Raw genomic sequence first — 5,056 nt, 5'->3', positions numbered from 1 at the left:
AGAAAATAACGGTAATCACCCAAACACTGTTATTAACTCAGTAAGCCGACTGAGGAAGTAACGGTCATGAGGCACTAATGCAGTGCGACGACCTGCCGGAGCGCTATGAAAAATCTTAGTGTGAATCGCGAATACGACCAATAGTGATAGCTGTTTGTAACACGTATGCTGCACGTGGATCTGTGGCATCCCAGCCAGTAGTCTGAGCTACTTTACGCAAACGATAGCGCACGGTATTCGGGTGCACGTTTAACTCATGCGCTGTTTGATCCAACGCTCCACCAAAACGCAAAAACATATCAATAGTGGATAACGTTGGATCATCATTACTATACGGCGCCAAACTTTGATACACCCTGTTATACAAGGTGTCAAACGCTGTGGCATCGCCAATGAGCGCACGCTCAGGAAGCACATCATCCGTGTGAATAATCTGTGGCAAATGTTGCACAGCAGGAGCAACCGCAATAGCAGCAAGCGTGGAAGTAAGCGTTGAAGCAATCTGCTCAACGCCTTCAGCTACATTGCTAACACAAATCGGCTTATGTGATGGCGCAAAAACTTGGCATAACTTTTCAAGAGCTTGCTCACTAGGATTGTCGCGAACAGCCAACAGTATGATGTGTGAAGGAGCAGCAATATGAGTAACGGCAGTGTTGCTAGCATGATGTTGCGAAAACATTTGCGCGTTGCGCCAAGAAGCAGCAATATGCTGTAAAGCGCTAGTTTGCACACGTTCAACAATAGCATCGTACGCAGCGCAGGTGCTGAGCTGAGGCCAAATATTGCGACGTAAAGCGTCCGTATTATCAGGGGGCACAGTAGGAGCAGGCTCCCGATTTGGACCAGTATCTGGCGTGATTGTAGTGCCAAAACTTCCAGCAATCACCACCGCTTTTGGCACATCTTGCCATTGAAGCAAATGCATAAAAGCATGTACGCGAGCGTCCGCAATGCCATTCATGAAACACGTGGCAATCAGCGTGTGTAAACGCAAACGCGTTGCAGCATCAAAAACTTGACCGTCGCGAACATCAAAAATGCCAGCTGTTGGGCTAGAAGATTGAGGGACGTTAGGCAGTGGTGTAAAGTGCGGCGCGTCGTTAGAAGATTGCTTACGTGTTGCAGATTTACTTTCGCGACGTTGGCTAGAAGAAAGTCGATGCCATAAATGGTGACGATGCTTTTCTTCGCTTGGTTCTTTTGTAGTGAGCTCTGCAGTTGTTACTGACGCTGCAGTTGTTGCTGACGCTGCAGGAGTTGTAGTAGAAGATGTAGTCGAAGTAGCAGCAGACATAGCCGAAGTAGCAGTAATCGCAGCGCTAGTATTGTCAATTTGGGAAGATTGCGCGGAAGATTGCGCGGAAGATTGCGAAGGGAATTGCACGCTAGCTAACAGCGAAAGAAAATCACTATTCGCACTTGTGATCGCTTGATTTGCTTCTACATAATTCACATTATTCGCGCAATCATCATAAGATACGACGGAAGTATAAGCGCCGGTAGTTTGCGCAAACTGCTGTGTATGCTTCTCGTTCATATTACGCCTTTGATTGCAACCATATTGCTAGAGTATTGCTTATGTAGCAACACACTCTACTATTATAGCGCGTGCTGATTTACGAGTTCATTCTCTTTTCATCAATAATCCGAGAATGTGGACTTAGCCTGTGTGCAAGTCCACAAATGCGGGCACATCACCTTGCGTTCACGCTTGGATTGCGTGAGCGTTGCTTGCGCTGCTTGCGTTACTTGTATCACTTGCGTTAGTTGTGTCACTTGCGTCTGCGCTTTCGCTACTGGCACTTTGCTTACTATCTCTCCAAAAAGTAAGCAACACAAAACAGAACACAAAAACCAACGGCAGCATATGACGCTCAAAATTATTCGCCGGAGCTAATATCATCACACCAACTAGCAAAGCAAGTGGTATATGCCACAAAACCGTACGCCAACGACGAAGCGCAATCTCCGCCATGCCAATAAGCAATGTTGCAATCACAAAAGTATTACCATGAATCAGCCAACTTATAACAGGAACATCACTCCATGAACTAATTACATCAGCAAACTCAGTACGCCAACTACTATTCCAATACTTAATCCAATCAGAATTACGAATATTATCAGTATTGATGTAATATTCCGGACCAACATACGGTCGGTCAAAGATATCGAAATAGCCGTATATTTTCGCAATAAACGCGTCTGCAGCCACAAGAGGACTATGTGTAACCATTTGCCACCAAGCGCGATTTAAATTACGAATATTATCTCGCGTAACGTAGCGCCAACGATAACTTACCTTTTTTGATTGCAAACCAGAAGATTTTACAGGATCAGCGTCATACGGTTTATATGCTTCCGCAGTTTGGTCAAGATTAAAAATTGGGGCAATCATGCGTTTAGCACTATGCGGAATACTATGTGGGTCTAACTTCGCAATGCGCGCAATCTGCTGCAACTGAATACCACGACTTTCAATAGGGTCTCCAGTAATAACAGCACCGCTTGAAATAAGCAGCACCAAAGCAGTGTGAACAACAAGCGTTGGTAATAAAATGCCACCAACCCACACACGCCAACGTTTACGCTCAAACACAAGCAGTAGAAGGCACTGAATAAGCAAAATGTACCACGCATATTTTGCTGCAATCAGCATAACGCATACTGAAATCAGCAATTCTATAAACGTGCCGTAGTGAATCTTCGCAATGCCAGCGTGCGTGTCATCAGCATGATAACTACAAGTTAACTCATAATTTATGCCAAACCACCACACAAAAGCGAACGCAAAAAGCGGTGATTTAGTGAGTGCAATCGTAGAACACAGCACAAGTGGATGAAGCAAAAACATGAGCAGGACGGCGAATCTTGCGAAAAGTGGCGTGCGGGACGAGGGGGACGAGTGAGACGTGCGAGACGTGCGAGATGAGAGGGTAGCTTGTTGCGCATTCGACGTAAGCCAAGGCTTATTCAAAAAACGATGCGCGGTAGCAGCAATACACCAAGCTGCAAAAACAAATTGAGTGAACGCAAGAAGCACAATGCCAGCATCATTTGAATGAGTAAAGTAGCGTGAGACTGCTGCGACTGCGCCGTACATAACAGTAAGAACTATGTTATGCTGATCGGTCAAATACGTGGGTTGCGTTGGCCACAAGTAGTGCGCAGTAGGGTAAATATCCATGGGCACAAAACTAAAGAAACCAATATATGGCTGCTTAAGACCAGTAAGCTGATTCCAGGCCCAGCTATATTCACGAATTTGCGAACAAACATCAGCGCCATATGCGGCAAGTAGAGTAGCAGGTACCCACAGCCAGCCTAGGAAGAAAGTGAGGAAAAGATTGCGGCGGTTTCGTGTGGAATGCTTAATAAACCAACGTGCGGCGTTATAGAAACGTTTTGAAATGTTGCGAATGAGGCGACAGATTGCGGATATGCGGTGCTTTTTGACTTTGCGATTGGGTGTGCTTTTGCTTTTGCTTTCGATAATTTTCTCGACAGTTTTCTTGTCTGTTTTCTCTGCGTTAGTCTTGTGCTTTTTTCTAAAAATTGACTTAATCCACGCTCCCAAACGGCTGTATTGCTTAGGAAAAGACGCATGTTTGCCGTAATAAATAATCGTCCACAAAATAATCGCGTATATTGCGAACGCGGCAATAAAAATTAGCGCATTAATCCAAGAACAGTCAGCGAGCGTTCCTAAATGCAGTTGTGGGTCTTGATTGCGAAAAATTGGTCCTAAACTTGTGCAGGCTGCGAGTAAGAAACAGAGCAGAGCGGAGAGTGTATAAGTGAAAAAACGAGTTAGTGTAGTTTGGTGGATTGATTGAGTGTGGGAAGCTGATTGAGTAAGAGAGTGCTGTTGACTAGTATGAGCGCGCGCTTGTTGTGATTGTGTTTTGCAATGTGTACGCTTCATATATCAACACCTGCTTAATAATTTAATAAAACTATACATATGTTTATTTCGTTTGTGCGAAGCGGCGCTGATACGCAAATTACGCAAAATCGCAAATATGCAAAATCGCATACAATAACGCAAGTTACTTATATTCGACGCACGCACATGCAATAACCATATAATCTGATGTAAATTATACCTATGACTACTTTTTCTTCGCAAAGCGTGGCATTGATGCCTCGTACTTCAATTGTGGCAGACTCAGTAAAATATTTCGCTATTACGGATTCTACGCAAAATATTGCGCGAGATATGATACAAAAAGGCGAAATAATCGCACGAGATGATGGAAAACCAACAATATTTGCGATTGTTGCAGACGAGCAAACGGCTGGTCGCGGTAGACTCGGGCGAGCGTGGGTAAGCAGACCGGGAGAAAGCTTTTTGGTTTCATTCGTCACGTTGCTGCCGAAAGCAATGGTGATGGATGAGGATCATAATGGCTGGTTGCCAATAATTGCAGGTCTTGCTGCACGCGACGCGCTACTAGCAGCTTTCCGCGAGCACAACAGTTCGCCGATGCATGGTGAAGCATGCGCGCTTAAACTCAAATGGCCGAATGACGTGTTTTTACACGACTGCAAAGAAGGCGGAATCTTAACCGAAATTGTGGCGGTGCCGGGGCGTGACGACGTTGTTGGAGTGGTTTTTGGAATCGGATTGAATTTGTGCGTGCCGCAAGAAGTGCTGCCGATTAAAATGGCAACTTCACTACAAATGCACATGACTGCGCTGCCAGAAGCTCAAGCATTGCGCGATGAGATTGCAGCGAACATTGTTACGGGATTGCGCTCGCGGCTATACGATTTTATGCGCGATTATCCAAGTAATGCTGCCGATTTGCAGAAAGAAGTAAGCGGAGTATGTTGGACGCTTGGGCGCGAAGTAAACGTACATCCGGTTGACGGGAAAGTGGTAACCGGAACAGCAGAGCGGATTGGGGAAGATGCGTCGCTTACGATTCGCAAAGATTCCGGCGAGGAGATTGTAGTTAAAAGCGGCGACGTGCAAGCCGTTGCGTACGAAGCGTGACGACCTGCTTGAGCGCAGCATTGCGCGCGCGAAAGCAACTCGGAGCGCCGAGCT

3 protein-coding genes are annotated in these 5,056 nt (G+C 45.7%); 1 reads left to right on the top strand and 2 read right to left on the bottom strand.

Annotation, left to right across the window (positions count from 1 at the left end; genetic code table 11):
- Positions 1 to 115: 115 nt before the first annotated feature.
- Together HMPREF3208_RS06835 and HMPREF3208_RS06350 are read right to left on the bottom strand one after the other, a co-directional pair.
- Positions 116 to 1,540, bottom strand: coding sequence for a PucR family transcriptional regulator (locus HMPREF3208_RS06835; protein WP_064347844.1), 1,425 nt, complete (start codon positions 1,538 to 1,540; stop codon positions 116 to 118).
- A gap of 168 nt (positions 1,541 to 1,708) precedes the next feature.
- Positions 1,709 to 3,928: a DUF6020 family protein gene (locus HMPREF3208_RS06350; protein ID WP_064347843.1), complete on the bottom strand. Its 2,220-nt coding sequence runs from the start codon at positions 3,926 to 3,928 to the stop codon at positions 1,709 to 1,711.
- A 183-nt stretch (positions 3,929 to 4,111) separates the two neighbouring features.
- On the opposite strand from HMPREF3208_RS06350, the gene HMPREF3208_RS06345 reads away from it, so the two are divergent.
- Positions 4,112 to 5,002, top strand: a complete 891-nt coding sequence (locus HMPREF3208_RS06345; protein WP_064347841.1) for a biotin--[acetyl-CoA-carboxylase] ligase — start codon at positions 4,112 to 4,114, stop codon at positions 5,000 to 5,002.
- The last annotated feature ends 54 nt before the right edge of the window (positions 5,003 to 5,056 follow it).

The organism is Gardnerella vaginalis, from assembly GCF_001546485.1.
Taxonomy (GTDB): Bacteria; Actinomycetota; Actinomycetes; order Actinomycetales; family Bifidobacteriaceae; genus Bifidobacterium; species Bifidobacterium vaginale_D.
This window is presented reverse-complemented; position numbering and strand designations above follow the sequence as displayed.

What these genes read in the sequence shown, in the direction of transcription:
- HMPREF3208_RS06345 (WP_064347841.1), top strand. Translation starts at nt 4,112, where the DNA reads ATGACTACTTTTTCTTCGCAAAGCGTGGCATTGATGCCTCGTACTTCA.
- HMPREF3208_RS06350 (WP_064347843.1), bottom strand. Translation starts at nt 3,928, where the DNA reads ATGAAGCGTACACATTGCAAAACACAATCACAACAAGCGCGCGCTCAT.
- HMPREF3208_RS06835 (WP_064347844.1), bottom strand. Translation starts at nt 1,540, where the DNA reads ATGAACGAGAAGCATACACAGCAGTTTGCGCAAACTACCGGCGCTTAT.